Annotated in this window: 23 protein-coding genes; 14 read left to right on the plus strand and 9 right to left on the minus strand. The window is 67.7% G+C overall.

The features are described from left to right. Positions 1 to 171: 171 nt before the first annotated feature. Positions 172 to 615, minus strand: coding sequence for a copper chaperone PCu(A)C (locus VGN58_RS11585; RefSeq protein WP_327483374.1), 444 nt, complete (start codon positions 613 to 615; stop codon positions 172 to 174). 38 nt (positions 616 to 653) lie between these two features. On the opposite strand from VGN58_RS11585, the gene VGN58_RS11590 reads away from it, so the two are divergent. Further along, positions 654 to 1,430, plus strand: coding sequence for an enoyl-CoA hydratase/isomerase family protein (locus VGN58_RS11590; protein WP_327483375.1), 777 nt, complete (start codon positions 654 to 656; stop codon positions 1,428 to 1,430). Positions 1,431 to 1,442: 12 nt separating this feature from the next. Here the strand turns inward: VGN58_RS11590 and VGN58_RS11595 are convergent, their stop codons facing one another. From VGN58_RS11595 to VGN58_RS11605, 3 genes are all read right to left on the minus strand, one after another. Next, positions 1,443 to 2,300, minus strand: coding sequence for a sulfurtransferase (locus VGN58_RS11595; protein WP_327483376.1), 858 nt, complete (start codon positions 2,298 to 2,300; stop codon positions 1,443 to 1,445). Next, complete coding sequence (locus tag VGN58_RS11600; RefSeq protein WP_327483377.1) at positions 2,297 to 3,100, minus strand: CoA pyrophosphatase; 804 nt, start codon at positions 3,098 to 3,100, stop codon at positions 2,297 to 2,299. The genes VGN58_RS11595 and VGN58_RS11600 overlap by 4 nt, the downstream gene beginning before the upstream one ends. A 165-nt stretch (positions 3,101 to 3,265) precedes the next feature. Next, positions 3,266 to 3,967, minus strand: a complete 702-nt coding sequence (locus tag VGN58_RS11605; protein ID WP_327483378.1) for an FKBP-type peptidyl-prolyl cis-trans isomerase N-terminal domain-containing protein — start codon at positions 3,965 to 3,967, stop codon at positions 3,266 to 3,268. A 162-nt stretch (positions 3,968 to 4,129) separates the two neighbouring features. On the opposite strand from VGN58_RS11605, the gene VGN58_RS11610 reads away from it, so the two are divergent. Genes VGN58_RS11610 through nth form a run of 3 tightly spaced genes read left to right on the plus strand, consistent with a single transcriptional unit; the run spans position 4,130 to position 5,955 of the window. Further along, positions 4,130 to 4,912: an enoyl-CoA hydratase/isomerase family protein gene (locus VGN58_RS11610; protein WP_327483379.1), complete on the plus strand. Its 783-nt coding sequence runs from the start codon at positions 4,130 to 4,132 to the stop codon at positions 4,910 to 4,912. A 3-nt stretch (positions 4,913 to 4,915) separates the two neighbouring features. Beyond that, entirely contained in the window at positions 4,916 to 5,293 is a 378-nt protein-coding gene (locus VGN58_RS11615; RefSeq protein WP_414710782.1) for a hypothetical protein, read from the plus strand. Next, entirely contained in the window at positions 5,290 to 5,955 is a 666-nt protein-coding gene (nth, locus tag VGN58_RS11620; RefSeq protein WP_327483380.1) for an endonuclease III, read from the plus strand. Before VGN58_RS11615 ends, nth begins: the two co-directional genes overlap by 4 nt. A 63-nt stretch (positions 5,956 to 6,018) precedes the next feature. Here nth and VGN58_RS11625 read toward each other — a convergent pair whose 3' ends face one another. Continuing rightward, the gene (locus tag VGN58_RS11625; protein ID WP_327484640.1) at positions 6,019 to 7,590 is read right to left on the minus strand and encodes a M28 family metallopeptidase; all 1,572 of its coding nucleotides are present in this window, start codon (positions 7,588 to 7,590) and stop codon (positions 6,019 to 6,021) included. 248 nt (positions 7,591 to 7,838) lie between these two features. Next, the gene (locus VGN58_RS11630) at positions 7,839 to 9,137 is read right to left on the minus strand and encodes an OprO/OprP family phosphate-selective porin (RefSeq protein ID WP_327483381.1); all 1,299 of its coding nucleotides are present in this window, start codon (positions 9,135 to 9,137) and stop codon (positions 7,839 to 7,841) included. Positions 9,138 to 9,568: 431 nt separating this feature from the next. On the opposite strand from VGN58_RS11630, the gene pstS (VGN58_RS11635) reads away from it, so the two are divergent. From pstS (VGN58_RS11635) to rnt, 10 genes are all read left to right on the plus strand, one after another. Further along, complete coding sequence (gene pstS, locus VGN58_RS11635) at positions 9,569 to 10,582, plus strand: phosphate ABC transporter substrate-binding protein PstS (protein ID WP_327483382.1); 1,014 nt, start codon at positions 9,569 to 9,571, stop codon at positions 10,580 to 10,582. Positions 10,583 to 10,794: 212 nt separating this feature from the next. Further along, entirely contained in the window at positions 10,795 to 11,889 is a 1,095-nt protein-coding gene (pstS, locus tag VGN58_RS11640; protein ID WP_327483383.1) for a phosphate ABC transporter substrate-binding protein PstS, read from the plus strand. A 117-nt stretch (positions 11,890 to 12,006) separates the two neighbouring features. Beyond that, the gene (gene pstC, locus VGN58_RS11645) at positions 12,007 to 12,978 is read left to right on the plus strand and encodes a phosphate ABC transporter permease subunit PstC (protein WP_327483384.1); all 972 of its coding nucleotides are present in this window, start codon (positions 12,007 to 12,009) and stop codon (positions 12,976 to 12,978) included. Then, complete coding sequence (gene pstA, locus VGN58_RS11650) at positions 12,978 to 13,829, plus strand: phosphate ABC transporter permease PstA (RefSeq protein ID WP_327483385.1); 852 nt, start codon at positions 12,978 to 12,980, stop codon at positions 13,827 to 13,829. Before pstC ends, pstA begins: the two co-directional genes overlap by 1 nt. Further along, a complete protein-coding gene (pstB, locus tag VGN58_RS11655; protein WP_327483386.1) occupies positions 13,822 to 14,640 on the plus strand; it encodes a phosphate ABC transporter ATP-binding protein PstB in 819 nt (272 codons plus the stop codon). The genes pstA and pstB overlap by 8 nt, the downstream gene beginning before the upstream one ends. Before the next feature lie 132 nt (positions 14,641 to 14,772). Then, a complete protein-coding gene (gene phoU / locus VGN58_RS11660) occupies positions 14,773 to 15,483 on the plus strand; it encodes a phosphate signaling complex protein PhoU (protein ID WP_327483387.1) in 711 nt (236 codons plus the stop codon). A gap of 154 nt (positions 15,484 to 15,637) precedes the next feature. After that, positions 15,638 to 16,036, plus strand: a complete 399-nt coding sequence (locus VGN58_RS11665) for a hypothetical protein (RefSeq protein ID WP_327483388.1) — start codon at positions 15,638 to 15,640, stop codon at positions 16,034 to 16,036. Between the two features lie 51 nt (positions 16,037 to 16,087). Beyond that, positions 16,088 to 16,942: a DUF692 domain-containing protein gene (locus tag VGN58_RS11670; RefSeq protein ID WP_327483389.1), complete on the plus strand. Its 855-nt coding sequence runs from the start codon at positions 16,088 to 16,090 to the stop codon at positions 16,940 to 16,942. Beyond that, complete coding sequence (locus VGN58_RS11675; RefSeq protein ID WP_327483390.1) at positions 16,935 to 17,684, plus strand: DNA-binding domain-containing protein; 750 nt, start codon at positions 16,935 to 16,937, stop codon at positions 17,682 to 17,684. Before VGN58_RS11670 ends, VGN58_RS11675 begins: the two co-directional genes overlap by 8 nt. A 142-nt stretch (positions 17,685 to 17,826) precedes the next feature. After that, positions 17,827 to 18,456, plus strand: a complete 630-nt coding sequence (gene rnt, locus VGN58_RS11680) for a ribonuclease T (protein WP_327483391.1) — start codon at positions 17,827 to 17,829, stop codon at positions 18,454 to 18,456. Positions 18,457 to 18,469: 13 nt separating this feature from the next. On the opposite strand, the gene VGN58_RS11685 is transcribed toward rnt, so the two are convergent. Genes VGN58_RS11685 through VGN58_RS11695 form a run of 3 tightly spaced genes read right to left on the minus strand, consistent with a single transcriptional unit; the run spans position 18,470 to position 20,945 of the window. Next, positions 18,470 to 19,663 (minus strand): P1 family peptidase, encoded by a 1,194-nt coding sequence (locus VGN58_RS11685; RefSeq protein ID WP_327483392.1) that lies wholly within the window; start codon positions 19,661 to 19,663, stop codon positions 18,470 to 18,472. A 13-nt stretch (positions 19,664 to 19,676) separates the two neighbouring features. After that, positions 19,677 to 20,420: a 23S rRNA (guanosine(2251)-2'-O)-methyltransferase RlmB gene (rlmB, locus tag VGN58_RS11690; RefSeq protein ID WP_327483393.1), complete on the minus strand. Its 744-nt coding sequence runs from the start codon at positions 20,418 to 20,420 to the stop codon at positions 19,677 to 19,679. Positions 20,421 to 20,471: 51 nt separating this feature from the next. After that, positions 20,472 to 20,945 carry a GFA family protein gene (locus tag VGN58_RS11695; protein WP_327483394.1) on the minus strand — a complete coding sequence of 158 codons (474 nt, stop codon included), beginning with the start codon at positions 20,943 to 20,945 and terminating at the stop codon, positions 20,472 to 20,474. Positions 20,946 to 20,975: the final 30 nt, after the last annotated feature.

The raw sequence follows: 20,975 nt of genomic DNA on the forward strand, positions 1-20,975 counted from the left end.
TCGAGTATTAGGTTCCCTGTAGGAGCGACGTAAGTCGCGACCGGAAACTCCAGCAGCCACGGACTGCCCGGCTATCCAGCCAACGTCGACCACACCGCCCATGCCCTGCTGTCCTGTCGCTTGTGATCTGCGGTCGCGACCTACGTCGCTCCTACAACAAGCTGACGGATCTCAGGGCGAGGATGTGCGCACTTCGAACTGCACCGGCAGCGAGCGGCCATCGGCCAGCTTGAGCGTGATCACCGGCTTCTCCCCGGCACTCAGCGGCTGGTAGGGACCGTGCAGCATCAGGTGCAGGCCACCCGGCTTCAGCTCGACCGCCTTGCCCGGCGCGATGGGCAACGCGGCCACTGCGCGCATGCGGCTGACACCGTTCTCTTCGCGCGTTTCATGCAGCGACACATCATCGAAGGCGAGGCTTTCCGCACCCACGATGCTGAGTGGCGCCTTGCACGGATTCTCGATCCGTACGAAGCCGGCCATCATCGGCATCGCGACCGGCGGCAGGCGGATCCACGCCGCCCTGGTGACCGGCAGGCATTCGGCAGCCTGGACGGCGCCCGCGGACATCAACAGCATCAGCGACAGGCACAGCGTTTCGATACGACGGTTCATGCGCCTATGATACCGGCCTGACTTCACGGAGCGGATGAATGACGGGCCTCATCGACACCCTCGACCACGGCGACATCCGCGAGATCCGGCTGGCGCGCCCGCCGGTCAATGCCCTCAATACCGAGCTGTGCCGGGCGCTGATCGACGCGCTCAGCACCGCGCTGGACCAGGGCGTGCGCGGCATCGTGCTGGCGGGCAACCCGAAGATCTTCTCCGCCGGCATGGACGTGCCGTACCTGTTGTCGCTCGGCGATGACCGTCGCGCACTGCTCGATGCCTGGCAGGCCTTCTTCGGCGCGGCACGCACCCTGGCAGAGTCGCGCGTGCCGGTGGTCGCCGCGATCACCGGCCACGCGCCGGCAGGCGGCTGCGTGCTGGCGCTGTGCTGCGACTACCGGGTGATGGCGCGCAGCCCTGACCCGGCACGGCCATTCGCGCTCGGGCTCAACGAGACGCAGGTAGGCCTGGTGGTGCCGGAGGGCATCCAGCGGCTGATGCGGCGCGTGGTCGGCCCCTACCGTGCGGAGCGGTTGCTGGTCGCCGGCGAGATGGTGCCGGCAGAGCGGGCGCTGGAGATCGGCTTGGTCGATGAACTCGCCGACCAGGACGACGTCACCGTACGGTCCATTGCATGGCTGCAGCAGCTGCTGCGTCTGCCCCACCAGCCGATGCTGCAGACGCGCGCCCTCGCCCGCCGCGATCTGGTCGAGGCACTGGATCCGTCATTGATCCAGCTGGAGCGCTTCGTCGATGCCTGGCATGCGCCCGATACGCAGACAGCCCTGCGCGCCCTGGTGGAAAAACTGAAGAAGTGAGGAGGGACCGCGTCACTCGCCACGTGCGACGGGACGCGACGGATCGCCGATCCAGCCACTCCAAGAGCCAGGATAGACGCGCGCGCCGTGCAGGCCGGCGTGCTCGAACGCGAGCAGCAGATGGCAGGCGGTCACGCCGGAACCGCACATCAGGACGGCATCAGCGGGAGATCGGCCCCGCAGCAATGCCGACAGTTCTCCATTCAACTCGTCTGCCGGCTTGAAGCGGCCATCCCGCAGGTTCCGGGCGAACGGCCGGTTGAGTGCGCCCGGTATGTGTCCGGCGACCGGATCGATGGGTTCGACCTCGCCGCGGAAGCGCTCCGCGGCCCGCGCATCGATCAGCCACCCGCTGTCTTCCGACAGCCGCTCGAGGATATCGCCCGCGTCGACGCAATGCCGTGCATCGAACCGCGAGGGATACGGTGCAACGGGCGGTCGCACAGGAACGAGCGACGTGATGGCGCCCTCCGCCGCGAGCCACGCGGCCAGCCCGCCATCCAGCACCGCCACCCGGGCATGACCCAGCAGCCTCAACAACCACCACAGGCGCGCGGCGGCCATGCTGCCGTCGCCCGCGTCGTAGACCACCACCTGGTGCGACGGCCCGATGCCCCACTCACGCAGCCTGCGGGCGAACGCATCGCGGTCGGGCAGCGGATGCCGACCTTCTCCGACTTTAGACAGATCCGAGAGATCGAGATTCAGGTCCGCATAGACGGCACCCGGAAGATGCGCGTCCGTGTAGGCGGTCCGTCCGGCATCCGGCGCCGCGTTGAGCATCACGAAGCGCGCGTCGACCAGCCGCAGGTCGGGATGGTCGAGCGCGGCGGCCAGGGCCGTGGCGTCGACGAGGGTGGTCCAGTTCATGCCAGGCGCTCCAGGCGTTGCCGCAGGTTGAACAGAATCGCCGCGGTCGCGCCCCAGATGCGCTGCCCCGGCCAGGCGTACTCCAGCACCGCGCGCCGGCGCCCGCGATAGTCCACCTCGACGCGGCGCAGGTTGTCCGGCGACAGCAGATAGTCGAGGGGCACCTCGAACACATCCGCAACTTCGTTGGGTTCGGGCACCGGCACGAAGGCCGGATCGATCAGGGCCACCACCGGCATCACGCGGAAACCGCTGATGGTGGTGAAGGGGTCGAGGAAGCCCAACGGCGTGACCTGCGAGGCCGGCAGTGCGATTTCCTCATGGCTTTCGCGCAGCGCGGCCGCGACCGCGTCGGGATCCGTCGGCTCGATGCGGCCGCCGGGAAAACTCACCTGTCCTCCGTGGTGACGCAGGCCGTCGGTGCGGCGCGTCAGCAGCACCTGGGTACCCTCGGCACGGGGAACAAGACCCGCCAGCACGGCCGCTTCGGCCAGCGGACCCGGCGGCAGCAGATCGACCAGGTCGTCGTGGTTCCAGCCCGCCGCACTCGGCACGGTATCCAGCGGATGCAGCGCACGACGCAGTGCGCCGCCTTCGCGCAACCGCTGCTCGAGTGGCAAGCGGGCATGTTCGCGCGCGGGCAGTACGTGCTCCATCAGACGCAGGCGTTCGTCATCGTTCATCTGCGACCAGCGCGCGATCTCGGATGTGGTACGGAGGCAGCCTTCGCACAGTCCATGGGTATCCAGTGTGCAGACGCCGATGCATGGACTCAACACGGCGCGGAATGCGGTATTCATGGCTTCGGGCACCTGCGGAGGGTAGCGCGGAAACGCCGCCCTGCGCTGGAAAGCACTGCGCCGGCACGAGGCCGGCGCAGGGGGAACAAAGTCACTGGATCCCCGCCTTCGCGGGGATGACGCAATGACAAAGGCGTCCGCGCGGTGCGCGGACGCGTCATTGCGTCACTTGACGCTGACCAGCTTGATCTCGAAGACGACGGCCACGTTCGGCGGGAAGCCGGTGCGCGGGTCGGCGCCGTAGGCCTTGTCCGGCGGCAGGGCGACTTCCCACTTGGCGCCGGCCGGCATCTGCAACAGGGCTTCGCGCATCGCCGGCATTTCGACGGCGCTGACCTTGAGGTCCTTCATCGGCTGCGGCGGACGGGCTTCGGCCGGACGCTGGCCGAACGGATAGGGACCGGACACCAGCAGTTCCACCGTGCTCGCCTGGGTCGGCTTGGCACCGGTACCGTTCTCCAGCACCTTGTAGGCGACGCCGCTGGCCAGCGTCTTCACGCCGGGCTGGCCCTTGAACGTGGCGATGAACTGGTCGCTCTTGGTCTTGTTCTCGCCGGCGACCTTGTCGTACTCGGCCTTGGCCTGCTGGGCGCGGGCCTGCTCGCGCTTCTGGAAGGCTTCCAGCGCGGGCTTGAGCTGATCGGCGGTCAAGGCAGGCTGCTTCTTGGCGTAGGCGTCCTGCAGGCCTTTCACCACGGAGTTGATGTCCAGCTGTTCGCCGCGTCCGGTCAGCTCGGCGAGGTTGTTGCCGTAGTCGTAGCCGAAGTAATAGCTCAGCTTGCCTTTCTCGGACGAGACGTCCTGAGCCAGGGCGCTACCGGCCATGGCGAATGCCGCAACAGCGACCGCAATCGAACGCAACTTCATCAACACACTCTCCGATATGGCGACGGCGGCATACCGCCTGGAATGGACGCGCTAGGATAGCCGCCGGGGCGCTTAACCGCCACTGACGACCGCCCGGTCTGACCTGGCATCGGCGGTCGAGTTCCCATTTCACTCAAATTTTACAAAACCCGCGGAAAACCCATGTCCGAACCTCTTGTTCTGGTTGCCGACGACGCCGGCATCCGTCGCATCACCGTCAATCGTCCCGACAAATTGAACGCCCTCAATGCCGCCACGCTGGACGCGCTGCAGGCGGCGTTCGACGATGCGGCCACCGACGACGGGGTGCGCGTGGTCATCCTGACCGGTGCGGGACCGAAGGCGTTCGTGGCGGGTGCGGACATCGCCGAGATGGCCGAGCTGCGCGCCACCGAAGGTCGCGACTTCTCGCTGCGCGGACAGAAGCTGATGCGATCCATCGAGCGGCTGCCGAAGCCGGTGATTGCGATGGTCAACGGCTTCGCACTGGGCGGCGGGCTGGAACTGGCGATGGGCTGCCACCTGCGCATCGCCGCGGATAGCGCCAAGGTCGGTCAGCCGGAAATCAACCTGGGCCTGATCCCGGGGTTCGGCGGCAGCCAGCGCCTGCTGCGCCTGGCAGGGCGCTCGGCCACGCTGGAGCTGTGCCTGCTGGGCACCCCGATCACGGCCGAGCGCGCATTGCAGCTGGGCATCGTCACCCGCGTCGTGCCCGCGGCGGACCTGGAAGCCGAAACCATGAAGATCGCCACCCAGCTCGCCGCGTCCGCGCCACTCGCGCTGCGCGCGACGCTCGACGTGGTCAACATCGGTGGCGAATGCGGCATCGAGGAAGGACTGCAGTACGAAAGCGCGCAGTTCGGCCTGATGTTCGCGACCGACGACATGCGCGAAGGCACGCGCGCCTTCGTCGAGCGCCGCAAGCCTGTCTTCACCGGCCACTGAAGCGTGGCGACCCGCGTGCGCAACCCGACCTGCCTCCAGTGCGACCAGGCGCGCGCACTGCATGCTCTGCTCGCGACCGGCGATGGCGATGCCGCCATCGAGGCGGGACTGATGGCGTTCCGGGCCTGCGATTGCGCGGACGGCAGCATCGCCGCCGTGATGCAGGCCCAGCAGCGCCTGCGCACGGCATGGGACGCGCGCGAACGCTACCGGCAGCGCGAGGCGCGGCTGGCGCGGCGCGCAGAGGAACGGGACGCGCGCCGACTGAAGGCCACCGAGGTGACGGACAGCGTCCAGCCGCCTCGCCCTGCCCTGCCGACCGGTGCCGCCGCCGTCCTTGCACGCGCCAAGGCCAGGGCCGCCGAGAGGATGAAACCATGACGGCAGCCCGCAGGCGCATTGCCTCGCTGAGCCGCGCCGAGGTGGTCGAGCTGTTCTCGCGCCTGCGCGAACTCAATCCCAGGCCGACCACCGAACTGGAGTACCGCACGCCGTTCGAACTGCTGGTCGCCGTGACGCTGTCGGCGCAGGCCACCGACGTCGGCGTCAACAAGGCGACGCGACGGCTGTTCCCCATGGCGAATACGCCCGCCGCCATCCTGGCGCTGGGCGAGGACGGGCTGAAGCGGTACATCTCCACCATCGGCCTGTTCAACGCCAAGGCGAAGAACGTCATCGCCACCTGCCGCATCCTGATCGACGAACACGGCGGCGAGGTGCCGCGTTCGCGCGAGGCGCTCGAAGCCCTGCCGGGCGTGGGCCGCAAGACGGCCAACGTGGTGATGAACACCGCCTTCGGCGAGCCGACCATCGCCGTGGACACGCATATCTTCCGTGTCGCCAACCGCACGGGGCTGGCGCCGGGCAAGGACGTGCGCGCGGTGGAGGACCGGTTGCTGGAGGTGGTGCCGGCGGAGTTCATGCAGGATGCGCATCACTGGCTCATCCTGCACGGACGCTACGTGTGCAAGGCGCGCAAGCCCGATTGTCCGCAGTGCGTGATCCGCGATCTCTGCCGCTTCAAGGACAAGACCGTCGCCTGACGTGGCGTGCGCCATGCGCACGTGCCTGCGACCGCACATCGGAGGTCGTGCGCGCAGCGCACGCTACGGTGCGTCGCGTTCGATGAAGGGCTTGCGCGGCAGCCGCTCGTCGCGCATCGCGGCGTGGTACGCGAACGAAGCGATGATGGCGGCCGCCTGCTTCAGGTCTTCCGGCACCACGTGGTCGTACGTGTCCAGATGCGTGTGGTGGACATGGGTGAAGTAGTCCGCCGGATCCTGCACGAACTGGAAGCCCGGCAGGCCGACGCGGTCGAACGAGATGTGGTCGGTGCTGCCGGTGTTGCGCGTAGTCACGATCGTGGCGCCGGTATCGTGGAATGGCTCCAGCCAGGCCTTGAAGATCGGCACCGCGGCGTGATTCTCCTGCGCGTAGATGCCGCGGATACGCCCCGTGCCGTTGTCGAAATTGAAATACGTCGAAAACCGCTCGTAGCCGCGCCGGCGCTGCAGCGGGCCGGTGCCGCGCTGATACGCGCGCGGCAACGCCTTCTGCTCGGGATCGGTCGGCGCGGGATAGTCCGCCAGGTACTTCGCCACGTAGCCGGCCGAGCCATGCAGGCCCTGCTCTTCGCCGCCCCAGAGCGCAAGCCGGATGGTACGCCGTGGCTTGGCGCCGACCGTCCTGAGGATACGCATGGCCTCCATCATCACGACCACGCCGGCGCCGTTGTCGCTGGCACCGGTGCCGGTGTGCCAGGAATCGAGGTGCGCACCGATCATCACCACCTCGTCGGCCTTGCCGCTGCCGGGGATCTCGGCGAAGGTGTTGGTGGCTGGCAGGTCCTGTTCGCTGGTGAACGTGGAATCCACGTCGATCCGCAGCCGCACCGGCTGCTTGCCCTGCACGGCGCGCACCAGGGGGTTGTAGTGCTCGGCGGGCAGCACCAGCTCGGTCACGCCGACCGGCTCGCCGGCCTTGCGCGCGCCGCCGCCGGTCGCGCGGATGATGCCGTTGTCCCAGGAGCTGATGGACAGCGTGGCCAGCACGCCTTCCTCGGCGAGGAAGGTATTCAACGCCTTGTTCAATTCGGTTCGCTTGCGGTACTCCTCCAGGCGCTTCTGCTGCGCATCGGGCGCGGCGTCCTCCGGCATCGGGAAGGTCTGCAGCTCGCCGAGCTCGGCTTCGCTGTAGCGACGGAAATCGGTCTTCTCGGACGGCTTGTAGGCGCGCGCCTCGTCCACCAGCACGATGCGGCCGCGCAGCTTGCCACGCTGCTTCTCGATGTCCTCCAGCGTCTTGAACGACGCCAACACCACCTCGCCCTCGACCGGGCCGTCGGTGCCGCGCGTCCACGCCTTGGGCAGGGCGTGCACGGGCAGTTGGCGCGGCGACAGCATTTCGACGCGGGACGCACGGAAGGCCCAGCCCCGACCGAAGGCCGGGTCGTAGACTTCGTCGTGCACGTTCGCCAATCCCCAGCCGGACAGCTTGCCGCGCGCCCAGGCGCTGGCCTGCGTGTAGTTGGGCGAATTGGTCAGGCGCGGCCCGATGGTTTCGGTCAGCTCCTTGAGATTGGCGGCCGCCTGCGAGCGGTGGAACGCCTCGCTGCGGATCTTCGCCACCATGTCCAGGTCGACCGGTTCGGCGGCCTGCGCCGGCCCTGCCATCGACATCCCCACCCACAACGCCACGCCGGCCACACACGCCAATCGCTTCACCACGCCCCCTGGATTCTTGAAGGATCCCCATCCCCGGGCACCGGGCCGCCCCGGATGCCGTCCCCCAGTGTCTCCACGCAGCGCACGACGGACCCCTGCCAATGGTCATGGTCGCCGGGATCCGGATGCCGGACACGACAAGGCCCGGGAGACGATCCCGGGCCCTGCGTCCGCGGTGCGTGCGGCGTGGTGCCGCGCGTCGCTTACCAGCTGAACTGCGTGCGCAGCGCGTACTGGGCGGTTTCGTCGCCGGTGACTTCGTTGTCGCCCTGCGTGTAGTTGAACATGAAGCGCAGGTTGGGGTTGACGTAGTAGTTCATGCCGAGGATCCAGCTGGTGACTTCGCGGTCCAGCGTTTCGTTCTCGACATAGTCGTAGCGCGCGGTCAGTTCCCACAGGCCCTTGTCCACGTACTTCGGCGAGGCGAACACGCCGGTCGCGGCCTTGTAGCCCTTGTGGCCGCCGTTGAGCATGAAGCTGCCCTGCACGTAGTAGCTGGTCACGTCCTGGTCGCGGCCGAGCGGCTGGCCGAAGGTCGCGTCGGCGTACTCGGCCTGGAAGAAGGCCGGGCCGAACGAGCCGGCGGCTTCCAGGGCGTACACGCTGACTTCGTTGCGGCTGGCGCCGGTGGTGGTGGCGATGGTCTGCGACGGACCGCGGCGGCCGGCGTAGTTGGACGTGGCGACCAGGTCGGCCGACCCGTTGTTGGCGTTCTCGTAGCTGTACCAGCCACCGAAGTGCAGCGTGCTGTTGTCGGTGTTGATCGGCGCCCAGGTCACGCGACCGGCATAGCCCATGCCTTCGTTGCGGGCCGCGGCGGCGCCGCGCAGGTTGAACACGCTCAGGCCGGCGGTGTAGTTCTCGCCCGCACGCTGGTAGCCCACGCCCTGCTGGAACTGGCGGTTGGAGAACAGGCCCGTCGCGGAGGCGAACGGACGCTCCATCATCAGCAGCTCGTTGGAGCTGGTCAGCTCCTCCATCGCGCGGTAGGGCTTGAAGTGGCCGATGGTGAACTTGCCGCCCAGCGCCGACTTGGCGATGTAGGCGTCACGCAGGCCGTCCAGGTTGGTGCCGGCACCGAAGTCCTGCTCCAGCTTGTACTCCCAGCCGTAGGCCTTGCCGCCCAGGGTCAGGCGCGCGCGGCGGAACTCGGTGGTGCCGGTGGTGCTGGCCAGGTCGCGGTCGAAGGCGTAGGTGTCGAAGTGGATGCGGCCACCGACGGTCGCCTCGAACTTGCCGTCGGCCGAGGTCACCTTGATGCCGCCCTTGGTGTCGATCTTCGGCGAGCCGGTGTTGAGCTTGTCCAGTTGCGCGGCCGTGTCGAGGTTGACGTCGGACTGCGCGTCGGTGCGCTCTTCCAGTTCCAGCAGTTTGGCCTGCATGGCTTCCAGCTGCGCCCGCAGTTCGGCGATCTGCTGGTCACGGGTGTCGGCGGCGGCGGCCGAGAAGCTGGTGCTGCCCATGGCGACGGCAAGTGCGGCAGCCAGGAGGGAATAACGCATGGTGACTCTCCGAGTGGAATTGGAAGTAAGAGCGCGAGCTTCGTGGGCGCCTTGCTTCGATCCCGAAAACCCTTCGGAAATCATTAAGCGCCCGTCAAAGATGCGCTAAAGGATGGGAGTGAAATCTTGCAGTCACATGTGATTTTCATGACCGAAGTGTGACAGCGCAGCAGAGGCCGCCCCTGCCGTGCGATTTCTCGGCGGCCATCCATATATATAGCTGCCGCCCCCTCGCCAACCCCTCTCCGAATGGCCACGCATGTTCCATGCGCGATGCCCGCCCCTCAAAACGGCTCAACGGCGGACATCGCGGTCGTCGCCGTCACGGGACTGTCGCAATGCCGACACCGCGCTGTCACACAAACGTCGTGGAATGGCCACCCAACGGGCGTGCCCGTACCTTCCACCCTGCCTTCTCCCAGGAGATTTCCGTGTTGAACTCGATCAAATCCCGCGTGGCGCTGCTGGCGCTCGCCTCGGCCTTCTCGGCGCAGGCCTTCGCCGCCGACGTGACCGGCGCCGGTGCGTCTTTCGTGTACCCGGTGATGACCAAGTGGTCCGCCGACTACGCCAAGGCCACCAACAACCGCGTCAACTACCAGTCGATCGGTTCGGGCGGCGGTATCGCGCAGATCAAGGCCGGCACGGTGGACTTCGGCTCGTCCGACGCTCCGCTGAAGCCGGAAGAGCTGGCCAAGTACGGCCTGGCGCAGTTCCCGTCGGTGATCGGCGGCGTAGTGCCGGTGCTGAATGTGGCCGGCCTGAAGCCGGGCCAGCTGAAGCTGGACGGCCCCACCCTGGCCAACATCTTCCTGGGCACCATCAAGACCTGGAACGACCCGGCCATCGCCGCGCTCAACCCGGGCCTGACGCTGCCGTCGCAGCGCATCACCGTGGTCCGTCGTTCGGACGGTTCGGGCACCACCTTCAACTTCGTCAACTACCTGTCCAAGGTCAGCCCGGAATGGAAGGCCAAGGTCGGTGAAGGCACCACCGTGCAGTGGCCGACCGGCGTGGGCGGCAAGGGCAACGAGGGCGTGGCCGCCTACGTGAAGCAGATCAAGGGCGGCATCGGCTACGTCGAACTGTCCTACGCGCTGCAGAACAAGATGTCCTACGCCAGCCTGAAGAACGCCGCCGGTGCCTACGTGCAGCCGAGCGACGAAACCTTCGCCGCCGCCGCGGCCAGCGCCGAGTGGGGCAAGTCCAAGGACTTCTACCTGGTCATGACCAACGCGCCGGGCGCGAACTCCTGGCCGATCACCGCCACCAACTTCATCCTGATGTACAAGGCGCCGAAGAAGGGCAACAAGGACGCGCGCGACTTCTTCCGCTGGGTCTACGCCAACGGTGACGCCCAGGCCAAGTCGCTGGACTACGTGCCTCTGCCGCCCGCGCTGGTGCAGCAGATCGAGGCCTACTGGAAGGCCAACCTGAAGTACTGATCGTCCCCCGCCGGCACGGCGCTCTCCCCGTGCCGGCCCGATGCGGCGTTCCTCCCGCGCCACATCACCGGGCGGGCCTTCGGGCCCGCCCTTTTTGTTTGGCGGGGGCGATGACAGTCGTCGCATGACAGCGCGAGACGCCCATGTCATCACGCTGTAACAAAAACATCATTTCATAGCGTGGATCACAAACGCCCCTGTCTGGAGACCCCATGCGCATCCGCACCGCCCGCCTGGCCACGCTGGCCGTGGCCACCGCTTTCTTCGCCGCTGCCTGCGGCGGCAAGACCGACGCCCCGGCCGCCGCGACCACCGGTGACGCCGCCGCCCCTGCTGCGGCCGGCGCACAGCAGATCTCCGCCGAACTGACCGGCGCCGGCGCCTCGTTCATCTATCCGCTGATGGCGCGCTGGTCGACCGACTACAACAAGGCCACCGGCGCCAAGATCAATTACCAGTCCATCGGTTCGGGCGGCGGCATCGCGCAGATCAAGGCCGCGACCGTCGATTTCGGCTCGTCCGACAAGCCGCTGTCGTCCGAGGAACTGGCCCAGGCCGGCCTGGCGCAGTTCCCGTCCGTCATCGGCGGCGTCGTGCCGGTCATCAACGTCGAAGGCCTGCAGCCGGGCCAGCTGAAGCTCAGCGGCACGGTGCTGGCCGACATCTTCCTGCACAAGATCACCACCTGGAACGACCCGGCCATCGCCGCGCTGAATCCGGGCGTTACCCTGCCGACCGGCAAGATCAACACGGTGCACCGCTCCGACGGCTCGGGTACCACGTTCAACTTCGTCAACTACCTGTCCAAGGTCAGCCCCGAGTGGAAGGACAAGGTCGGCGAAGGCACCTCGGTCAACTGGCCGGGCGGCGTGGGCGGCAAGGGCAACGAAGGCGTCGCCGCCTACGTGCGCCAGCTGAAGGGCTCGATCGGGTATGTCGAGCTGGCGTATGCCGAGCAGAACAACATGTCGTACGCCTCCCTGCAGAACGCGGCCGGCCAGTTCGTCAAGCCCACGCCGGAAACCTTCGCCGCGGCCGCCGCCAGCGCCGACTGGGCCAACGCCAAGGACTTCAACCTGGTCATCACCAACGCGCCGGGCGAAACGGCGTGGCCGATCACCGCCACCAATTTCATCCTGGTCTACAAGCAGCCGAAGGATGCGGCCAAGGCCAAGCACACGCTGGACTTCTTCAAGTGGGCCTACGAGGAGGGCCAGGCACAGGCCAACGAACTGGACTACGTGCCGCTGCCGCCGGAACTGGTGGGCCAGATCGAGCAGTACTGGAGCACCGAAATCAAGTTGTGATGCAGATCGTGCGGCGGGCCGTCCGGAAGGGCGGCCCGCTGTCATCACGCGGTAACCGCCTCCCCGTGCACTAGCGCCTCCCGCGTCACCCCGCCCCTTCCCCACTCCCCGGGTTGCATGAACGCCACCGCCCTTCCCGCTTCCCTGACGGACGTGCGCACTGCCAAAGACGCACGCGCCGACCGGTTGTTCCGGCTGACGCTGACCGGCGCCGGCCTGTTCGTCCTGATTTCGCTGATCGCCGCCGCGCTGTCGATGCTGTGGGGCGGCCGCGAGGCCCTGCAGACCTTCGGCCTGGGCTTCTTCACCAGTACCGAATGGAATGTCGGCACGCGCGAATTCGGCGCGCTGGTGCCGGTGTTCGGCACGCTGGTCAGCGCGGGTGTCGCCATGCTGATCGCGGTGCCGGTGAGCTTCGGCATCGCGGTGTTCCTGACCGAAGTGGCGCCGGCCTGGATGCGCGGCCCGGTCGGCATGGCCATCGAGCTGCTGGCCGGCATCCCTTCGATCATCTACGGCATGTGGGGCCTGTTCGTGCTGGCGCCGCAGCTGAGCGAACACGTCTATCCGTGGATCAACGACAACCTGGGCCAGCTGCCGCTGATCGGCGCGGTGCTGTCCGGGCCGCCGCTGGGCATCGGCATGCTGACCGCCGGCCTGGTGCTGGCGATCATGGTGATCCCGTTCGTGTCGTCGGTGATGCGCGAGGTCTTCCTGACCGTGCCGGGCCGGCTCAAGGAATCGGCCTACGCGCTGGGCTCCACCAAATGGGAAGTGGTGTGGGACGTGGTGCTGCCGTACACGCGCTCGGCGGTGATCGGCGGCGTGTTCCTCGGCCTGGGCCGCGCGCTCGGCGAAACCATGGCGGTGACCTTCGTGATCGGCAATGCCTACGCCATCAGCGCGGCCCTGCTGGAACCGGGCACCTCCATCGCCTCTACCATCGCCAACGAGTTCGCCGAAGCCACCGATCCGCTGCACAAGGGGTCGCTGCTGCTGCTCGGCTTCACGCTGTTCCTGCTGACCTTCATCGTGCTGGCGATCGCCCGCCTGATGCTGCGCCAACTGGCCAAGCGGGAGGGCAACTGATGTCCGCGTCCCTGTACACCTACCGCAAGGTCAAGAACGGCGTCGCGCTGACGCTGTCGATCGCGGCCGCGATCTTCGGCCTGATGTGGCTGGTCTGGATCCTCTGGACCACGATCACCAAGGGCATGAGCAGCCTCAACCTGGACCTGTTCACCCAGATGACGCCGCCGCCGAACGAGCCCGGTGGCCTGGCCAACGCGCTGTTCGGCAGCGTGGTGATGAGCCTGCTGGCCATCCTGCTGGGCACGCCCATCGGCGTGGCCGCCGGCACCTACCTGGCCGAGTACGCCAACAGGCACTGGCTGGGCGAGACCGTCCGCTTCGTCAACGACATCCTGCTGTCGGCGCCGTCCATCGTGCTGGGCCTCTTCATCTACACCGTGATGGTGGCGCAGATGGGCCACTACTCGGCGTGGGCCGGTGCGGTGGCGCTGGCGTTCATCGCGCTGCCGGTGATCGTGCGCACCACCGACGAAATGCTGCGGCTGGTGCCGCAGCAGATGCGCGAGGCCGCGCTGTCGCTGGGCGTGCCGCAGTGGAAGGTCACCACGCAGGTGCTGATGCGCTCGGCGTTGCCGGGCATCGTCACCGGTGTGCTGCTGGCGTTGGCGCGCATCAGCGGCGAGACCGCCCCGCTGCTGTTCACCGCGTTCAACAACCAGTTCTGGAGCACCGACCTCAACCAGTCCATGGCCAATCTGCCGATGGTGATCTTCCAGTACGCGATGAGCCCCTACGACTCGTGGAACTCACTGGCCTGGGCCGGCGCCTTCCTCGTCACCGGCATGGTGCTGGTGCTCAGCCTGATCGCCCGAACCATCCTTCTTCGAAACAAGGTGACCCATGAATGACGCCGCCCGCATCGCCGTGGTGACGCCGCAGCGCCACGACGACCCCGCCGCGAACGCCAGCGTGAAGCTGGCCGCCAGGGGCCTGGATTTCCACTACGGCGACTTCCATGCGCTGAAGAACATCAACCTGGAGATCCCGGAGAAGCGCGTCACCGCGCTGATCGGCCCCTCCGGCTGCGGCAAGTCCACCCTGCTGCGCGTGTTCAACCGCATCTACTCGCTCTACCCCAAGCTGCGCGCCACCGGCGAGGTGCTGCTGGACGGCGAGAACATCCTCGACGCCAAGTACCCGATGAACCGCCTGCGCAGCAAGGTGGGCATGGTGTTCCAGAAGCCGGTGCCGTTCCCGATGACCATCTTCGAGAACGTCGCCTACGGCATCCGCCACCACGAACGCCTGAACAAGGCCGACATGGACGTGCGCGTGGAACAGGCGCTGCGCCAGGCCGCGCTGTGGGACGAGGCCAAGGACAAGCTGAAGCAGAGCGCGCTGGGCCTGTCCGGCGGCCAGCAGCAGCGCCTGTGCATCGCGCGCGCCGTGGCGCTGCGCCCGGACGTGATCCTGCTGGACGAACCGACCTCGGCGCTGGACCCCATCTCGACCAGCAAGATCGAACAGCTGATCGAGGAACTGAAGCACCAGTACACCATCGCCATCGTCACCCACAACATGCAGCAGGCCGCGCGCGTGTCCGACTACACCGCCTTCATGTACCTGGGCGAGCTGGTGGAGCACGACGTCACCTCGACGATCTTCTCCAACCCCGGCAAGCAGCAGACGGAAGACTACATTACGGGCAGGTTTGGCTGATCGCCGTGATTCGTGGTGCGTGATTGGTGATTCGCAAGAGCGAGAATCCAAGCGCGGGCTTGCACCAATCACGAATCACCGATCACCCATCACGGCTTCCAACCATCACGAATCACCAATGACGGCCTCCCCATGAACATCCAACCGAACGACCATATCGTGAAGAGCTACGACGAAGAACAGCGACGCATCGTGGCGGAGATCGTGCGCATGGGCGAGACCGCCGTGGCGCAGCTGGAAGCCGCGCTGGACGTGGTCGAGCGTCGCGACGACAAGGCGGCCCAGCGCATCATCGCCAACGACGAGGCCATCGACGCCATCGAGCACCAGGTCAGCCATGACGTGATGCACCTGGCGCTGCGTGGCCCGATGGCGCGCGACCTGCGCGAAATCCTCGCCGGCCTGCGCATCCCGGCCGACATCGAGCGTATCGGCGACTATGCCGCCAATGTCGCCAAGCGTTCGATCGCCCTCAATGTCTCACCGCCGATGCCGCAGATCACCGGCCTGCGCGCGCTGGGCAAACTGGCGGCCCGCCAGGTGCGCGACGTGCTGGTCGCCTACCAGAACGGCGACGCCGAGCAGGCGGTGCAGGTGCGCGAGCGCGACGCCGAACTGGACGCACACTACACCGCGCTGTTCCGCGAGCTGCTGACCTACATGATGGAAGACCCGCGCAACATCACGCCCTGCACGCACCTGCTGTTCATGGCCAAGAACCTGGAGCGCATTGGCGACCACGCCACCAACATCGCCGAGAACATCTGGTTCCTGGTGCACGGCGAACAGCCGCTGCCGCCGCGCGACAAGCGCGACGAGACCAGCACCACCGGCGTGGTCTGAACGGCGCTTCTTCCGCACCGCAACACCGCCTGCGCCCCGCTCCCACGCGGGGCGCAGGCGTTTCCGGACCTGCATACGACCGGCTAACGGACTGCGTCTACACTGTCGCCACTTCCCGTGCGGCCCCCGCCGCACCTCACTGGAGAGCATGACGATGTCCAAGACCAACAAGCCCGCCGCAGTCGCCATCGCCCTGGCCGGCGGCCTCGCCCTGACCGGTTCCGCGTTCGCGATGGAGCCGCTGGCGCAGGGTTACCTGCTGGCGGCCGGCGAAACCGCCAAGGCCGGCGAGGGCAAGTGCGGCGAAGGCAAGTGCGGCATGGCCAAGGCCGATGCCGACAAGGACGGCAAGGTCTCACAGGCCGAGTTCACCGCCGCCCATCCCGACAAGGCGGCGAAGTTCGCCGAGATCGACACCAACAAGGACGGCTTCATCGACGCCGCCGAGCACAAGGCGCACGCCGGCACCAAGGGCGCCGAGGGCAAGTGCGGTGAAGGCAAGTGTGGCGAAGGCAAGTGCGGCGGCGCCAAGAAGACCGGCGACACCAAGTAAGCACGACGTCCGCGGATCCCGGCACCGTGCCGGGATCCGCATCCTGCGCCCATGACAACGTCCCTGCCCTCCGCCTCGGCCGGTCTCGGCCTGCGACGCGCCCTGCTCGATGACCTGCTGGACGCCCCGGCGGGCGCCTTCGACTTCCTCGAGTGCGCACCGGACAACTGGATCGGCGTGGGCGGCCGCCATGGCGAAGCACTGCATGCGCTGTCGTCCCGCCACCCGATCACCTGCCATGGCCTGTCGCTGTCGCTGGGCGGCGTGACGCCGCTGGACGACACCTTCCTCGCCCGCACCCGGCGCTTCCTCGACCGGTACAACGTGTCGCTCTACAGCGAACACCTCAGCTACTGCACCGACGACGGCCATCTGTACGACCTGATGCCGATCCCGTTCACCGAGGAGGCCGTGCACCACGTCGCCGCGCGCATCCGCCAGGCACAGGACGCGCTGGGCCGGCGGATCGCGGTGGAGAACGTCTCCTACTACGCCGCCCCGTACCAGGCGATGGACGAAGCCGACTTCGTCACCGCCGTGCTGGAGGAAGCCGACTGCGACCTGCTGCTGGACGTCAACAACATCTTCGTCAACGCGATTAACCACGGCTACGACGCACGCGCCTTCCTCGAGCGGATGCCGTCGGCGCGGATCGCGTCTTACCACATCGCCGGCCATTACGACGAATCCGACGACCTGAAGGTCGATACGCATGGCGCGCCGGTGAGGGACGACGTGTGGTCGCTTCTGTCGCAGGCCTATGCCACGCATGGCGTGCGTCCCACGCTGCTGGAGCGCGATTTCAACTTCCCGCCACTGGCCGACCTGTGCGCCGAACTGCAGCGCATCCGCCAGCTGCAGGCGGTGCACCACGCAGATGCCGCAGCGCAGGCCGCGCGTGGCTGACACGCTACGCGACCAGCAGTTCGCCCTGGCGCGCCACCTGCGCGATCCGTCATCGCACACGCCGCCGCCGGGTATCGAGGAACGGCGGCTGGCGATCTACCGCGACCTGTTCTTCAACAACATCGAAGGCCTGCTCGCCGGCAACTTCCCGGTGATCCGCAAGACCCTCGGCGAGGACGCATGGCGCGTGCTGGTGCGGCAGTTCTATGCCGGTCACCGCAGCCAGACGCAGCTGTTCCCGGAAATCGCGCGCGAGTTCATCCGCTACCTGGAAACGCGCCACGACGACGCCCTGCCTCCCTGGCTGCGCGAACTGGCGCACTACGAATGGGTCGAGCTGGCGCTGCAGATCGCCGACGATCCCGTGCCACCTCATGACCCGCACGGCGACCTGCTGGCGGGCGAACCGGTCGTCTCGCCCTTCGCGTGGGCGCTGGCCTACCGGTGGCCGGTGCACCGGATCGGTCCGGACTTCCAGCCCGACGCACCGCCGGTCGAACCGACGCTGCTGCTCGTGCGTCGGGATGCGGAACACCAGGTGCGCTTCGCGGCGATCTCGCCACTGGTCTACCGGCTGGTCGAACTGCTGAGCGAAGGCGGTCGCAGCGGTGGCGATGCGGTGCGGCAGCTGGCGGCGGAAGCAGGCGTGGACGACATCCCCGCCTTCGTCGAACAGGGCGCGGCGATGCTGTCGCGCATGCGCGAGGAAGGCACGCTGCTGGGTACCGCCCCCCGGATCTGACATGTGGGAGCGACGTCAGTCGCGATCGTCTGACAGCCTGCATTGCCCCGTCGCGACTGACGTCGCTCCCACAAGAAGAATCCGGATCGCGGTTGGGCTCCCAGCCGAGGAAGCACCCACGCCCTCTGCTACCCTTCCCCCCATGGAGAACGCCGCCGAACCCGTCCGCATCACCCCCATGGCCCAGCGCTTCCGCGGCTACCTGCCCGTGGTGGTGGACGTGGAGACCGGTGGCTTCGACTGGAACCGGCACGCCCTGCTGGAGTTGGCGGCCGTGCCGCTGGACCTGGACGAGAACGGTCTGCTGGTCTGCGGTACGACGTCCAGCGTGCACCTGCATCCGGCGCCGGGCACCGAGATCGATCCGAAGTCGCTGGAAGTCACCGGCATCGACCTGGATCATCCGTTCCGTTTCGCCAAGCACGAAAAGGACGCGCTCGACCACGTGTTCGCGGCGGTACGCGCGGCGGTGAAGAAGCACGGTTGCCAGCGCGCGATCCTGGTCGGCCACAACGCGCACTTCGACCTCAACTTCCTCAACGCCGCGGTCGGCCGCGTGGCGCACAAGCGCAACCCGTTCCATCCCTTCAGCGTGTTCGACACCGTGACGCTGGCCGGCGTGGCCTACGGCCAGACCGTGCTCGCCCGCGCGGTGCAGGCGGCGGGCTTCGACTGGAACGCCGACGATGCGCATTCGGCCGTCTACGACGCCGAGCAGACCGCGCGCCTGTTCTGCAACATCGTGAACATGTGGCCGAAGCCGCTGGGCTGATTCGGCGGGTCGATCACTCCCCGGGCGGTGCGATCCCGTGCCGCAGCAGGCTCTCCCGCACGCGATCCAGCGGAATCGCCTCGACGGTCTCGCCGTTGCCGCTGACCGTGGTCGCCATGAAGATCGCGTTGTAGATCGCCTCTTCCACCGCCTCCACGCTGGCCTGGAACACCGCGCTCATCTGTTCGTTGGCCAGCTCCGACGTCTGCAGCCGCGGCGCATCGAAGGCACGCCGCACCGCGTCCGCGGTGGAAAACGCGAGGATGTAGTCGCCGCTGCCGTTGGACGCCGAACTGCCGGTGCGGCCCAGGCCCATCATGGCGCGCGAGGCCACGCGACGCAGGTTGCGGTCGCCCAACGGCGCATCGGTAGCGATGACGATGATGATCGAGCCATCGCCGCGATCGTCCGCCGGACCGTGGTCGCCATCGGCCTGTGCGGCGAGCGCGTGCTGGAACGCGTACCGGTCCAGGTCACGCCCGACCGGCGCGCCCGACACCTGCAGCACGCCACCGAAATTGCTCTGCACCAGCACGCCGACGGTCCACCCGCCGAGCGAGGCCGGAAGCTTGCGCGACGACGTGCCGATACCGCCTTTCCAGCCGAACGCCACCGTGCCGGTGCCGGCGCCGACGCTGCCTTCCTGCACGGGGCCATCGGTCGCGGATTCGAGCGCGCGATGCACGGCGTCGGCGGTGACCGGACGGGCACGGATGTCGTTGAGCCCGCCGTCGTTGGTCTCGCCGACCACCACGTTGAGCGAACGCACCTGCTGCATGTCGGGTTTGGCCAGCATCCACTCCACCATCGCATCGGCGGCCTTCCAGACGCACAGGGTGCAGGTCAGCAGGATGGGCGTTTCCAGTTCGCCCAGCTCGTTGACCTGGGTGCTGCCGATGAACTTGCCGAAGCCGTTGCCGACATGCACGGCCGCCGGCACGCGCGAGCGGTAGACGTTGCCGCCGTGCGGCAGGATGGCGGTGACGCCGGTGCGTACCGTCTCGCCGTGCTTCAGCGTCACCTGACCGACGCGCACACCGGCGACATCGGTGATCGCGTTGTGCGTACCGGGGGAGAAGATGCCCGGCGCCACGCCGAGGTCGCGCGCCCGGACGCGCGCTTCGTCCTTCGCGAAGGCGGAGAACGAACACGCGATCAGCCACGCGGCGACAATGAGGCGGACGATCATGCGGCGTTCCCTGCTCATGCGGCGTTCCTGGTCACTGGCGCTGGCGGACGGCCTCGAACAGCGTGATGCCGGCGGCGACCGACACGTTGAGACTCTCGATGTCGCCGGGCATGGGGATCTTCACCAGTCCGTCGCAGTGTTCACGGGTCAGCCGGCGCAGGCCGTCCGCTTCGCCGCCCAGCGCCAGGGCCACGTTGCCGCGCAGGTCGGTGGCGTAGAGCGAGGCCGTGGCTTCACCGGCCAGGCCGTAGATCCACACGCCCATCTGCTGCAGGTCGCGCAGGCAGCGCGACAGGTTGGTGACCTGCACCACCGGAATGCGGTCGGCGGCGCCGGCCGAGGTCTTGCGCACGGTGGCGTTGACGCCGACCGACTTGTCCTTGGGAATGATCACCGCGGTGACGCCGGCCGCCGCCGCGCTGCGCAGGCAGGCGCCGAGGTTGTGCGGATCCTGCACGCCATCGAGCACCAGCAGCAGCGCCTTGCCTTCGGCGGCTTCCACCAGGCCCTGCAGTTCGTTCTCGTCCCAGGTCGGCGCGGCGGCATAGCGCGCGGCCACGCCCTGGTGGCGCAGCGAACCGGCCACGCCATCCAGCGCCTGGCCGGTGACGCGACGCACGTCGATACCCTTGCGGCGCGCGTTCTCCTCGATCTCGGTCAGGCGCGCGTTCTTACTGCCGCCCTCGACCAGGATCTCGCGCACGTTGTCGGCGTCGTTCTCGACGGCCGAGGCCACCGCGTTGACGCCGACGATCCACTGGTTCTGCTTGCTCATGCGCTCTACGGCCGCCCTGGAAAGGCCCGCATTATCGCACCGGGCGGCCGCTCAGCGCGGCGGCCACGCGCCCGTGTCATGGTCCGGGTGCTGGAAGGACACCACGCCGGCCAGGAACGCTGCGGCCGCCTCGTCCTCCTCGGTGCGCCGCTGCGGCAGTGCGGACAGGCCATCCACGTAGGGCAGCTTGCCCTCGATGCCGTACTGCACCCATGGCGCCAGCCCGGCCGGATCGTCGAAGGCTCCGGCCGCCAGTGCCACACCATCGGGCGCCTCGTAGGTCAGCGGCGTGCCGCAGTCGGCGCAGAAACCACGCTGCACCACGTTGGACGACCGGAACCGTTTCGGCTCACCGCGCGTCCATTCCAGCAGAGCGCCACGCGTGGACACCAGCGGCGCGTAGTACGCACCGAACGCCTTCTGGCACATGCGGCAGTGGCAGACCGACGCGTCCTTCAGCTCGCCGGTGACACGGAAGCGGATCGCACCGCATTGGCAACCGCCGGTGTGGATTTCGGAAGACATGCTCTCTCCCATCAGGCAAGGGAAAACAAG

It is taken from the genome of Pseudoxanthomonas sp. (genome assembly GCF_035999195.1).
In the GTDB taxonomy this organism is placed as follows: domain Bacteria; phylum Pseudomonadota; class Gammaproteobacteria; order Xanthomonadales; family Xanthomonadaceae; genus Pseudoxanthomonas_A.